Source organism: Streptomyces silaceus (assembly GCF_001419745.1).
GTDB lineage: Bacteria > Actinomycetota > Actinomycetes > Streptomycetales > Streptomycetaceae > Streptomyces > Streptomyces silaceus.
Genome location: NZ_LIRJ01000728.1, coordinates 1 through 1,995 on the forward strand (window position 1 = coordinate 1; position 1,995 = coordinate 1,995).

Below are 1,995 nucleotides of genomic sequence, written 5' to 3' on the forward strand. Positions count from 1 at the left end.
GGGTACGGGTGCGGGTGCGGGTGGTGCCGAGGGCGTCGGTGGGGCCGGCGCGCTGCCGCAGGAGGCCGTGGAGATCGCCGCCGGGTACGCCTTCACCGGGCCCGCCCTCGATCTGGGCGCCCTGATGTGGGGCGGGCAGTGCTACGCCGACGCGCAGATCCGCATCCCGCTGACCATGCTCAACCGCCACGGCCTCGTCGCCGGGGCCACCGGCACCGGCAAGACCAAGACCCTGCAGCTCGTCGCCGAGCAACTGGCCGCGCAGGGCGTGCCCGTGTTCCTCGCGGACATCAAGGGCGACGTCTCCGGCATCTCGGCCCCCGGCGCGGCCGGCGACAAGGTCGCCCAGCGCGCCGCGGAGGTCGGGCAGCAGTGGGAGGCGACCGGGTTCCCCTGCGAGTTCTACGCGCTCGGGGGCATCGGCACCGGGACGCCCGTGCGGGCCACCATCACCAGCTTCGGGCCCGTCCTCCTGTCGAAGGTGCTCCAGCTCAACCAGACCCAGGAGCAGTCGCTCGGGCTGATCTTCCACTACGCCGACCAGAAAGGTCTCGAACTCGTCGACCTGAAGGACCTGCGGGCCGTCGTCACCTTCCTGACCTCGGACGAGGGCAAGCCGGAGCTCAAGGGCATCGGCGGCCTCTCGACGGTCACCGCGGGCGTCATCCTGCGGGCCCTGACCGCCTTCGAGGCGCAGGGCATGGGGGACTTCTTCGGGGAGCCGGAGTTCGACACGAGCGAGTTCCTGCGGACGGCGACGGACGGCCGGGGGATGGTGTCCGTCCTGGAGCTGCCCGAGGTCCAGGACAAGCCGCAGCTCTTCTCGACGTTCCTGATGTGGCTGCTGGCCGACCTCTACAACGACCTGCCCGAGGTCGGCGACCTGGAGAAGCCGAAGCTCGTCTTCTTCTTCGACGAGGCCCATCTGCTCTTCAACGGCGCCTCCAAGGCCTTCCTGGAGGCGATCACGCAGACCGTGCGGCTCATCCGGTCCAAGGGCGTGGGCATCTTCTTCGTGACGCAGACGCCGAAGGACGTGCCGGCGGACGTGCTGGCCCAGCTGGGCAACCGGGTGCAGCACGCGCTGCGGGCGTTCACGCCGGAGGACCAGAAGGCGCTGAAGGCGACGGTACGGACGTTCCCGAACTCCGCGTACGACTTGGAGGAGGTCCTCACCGGCATCGGCACCGGCGAGGCCGTGATCACCGTCCTGAGCGAGAAGGGCGCGCCGACGCCGGTCGCGGCGACGCGGCTGCGGGCGCCCGAGTCGCTGATGGGGCCGGTGGAGGCGGCGGTCCTCGAACAGGCCGTGAAGGCGTCGCTGCTGTACGGGAGGTACGCGGACGCGGTCGACCGCGAGTCCGCGTACGAGAAGCTGACCGCCCAGGAGGCGGAGACGACGGCCCGCAAGCAGGCCGAGGCGGAGGCCGCGGAGGCGGAGAAGGCGGCGCGGGCGGAGGCTCGGGCCGAGGCGTCGGGGCGGAGGCGGGCGCAGGGGGACGCGTCCGTGGTGGATCAGGTGGTGGGGAGCGGGATGTTCAAGTCGCTGCTGCGGTCCATGGGGACGCAGATCGGGCGGGAGATCTCGCGGTCGGTGTTCGGGACGGCCCGGCGCAGACGCTGACGGCTGCGCCGGGCCTGGGTGGTCAGGTGCCCTGGCCGGGGCCCTGCTTCTGGTCCCGCTTCTGGTCCCGCCTCTGGTCCCGCTCGCCGGGGTGGCGCTGTGCCTCGGACGGGTCGCCGTGACCGCTCTCGTCGTGGTTCTCGTGGGGAGCTGTGCGGACGGCTTCTGTGCGGATGGTTTCGGTGCGGACTGCTTCCGTGCGGACTGCTTCTGCGCGCAGGAGGGCGTGCAGGGCCGCGTACGGGTCGATGGGCATGTGCTGTCCTAGCTGCTGGTTCGTGCTCTCTGTGTCTGCTCCTTCTCTCTTCTCTGGCCGGTTCTTTCAGCAGCGGAGGATCACCGAGCGGGGGGTGGGGACGTGGGGGTGGAGG

Annotated in this window: 2 protein-coding genes; one reads left to right on the top strand and one right to left on the bottom strand. The window is 71.1% G+C overall.

Annotated features, from left to right (window positions below; all coding sequences use genetic code 11):
* Nucleotides 1-52: 52 nt before the first annotated feature.
* Nucleotides 53-1,624: a helicase HerA-like domain-containing protein gene (locus AOK22_RS39050; RefSeq protein ID WP_063795430.1), complete on the top strand. Its 1,572-nt coding sequence runs from the start codon at nt 53-55 to the stop codon at nt 1,622-1,624.
* A gap of 22 nt (nt 1,625-1,646) precedes the next feature.
* Here AOK22_RS39050 and AOK22_RS39055 read toward each other — a convergent pair whose 3' ends face one another.
* Nucleotides 1,647-1,880, bottom strand: coding sequence for a hypothetical protein (locus AOK22_RS39055; protein WP_055703352.1), 234 nt, complete (start codon nt 1,878-1,880; stop codon nt 1,647-1,649).
* Between the last annotated feature and the right edge of the window lie 115 nt (nt 1,881-1,995).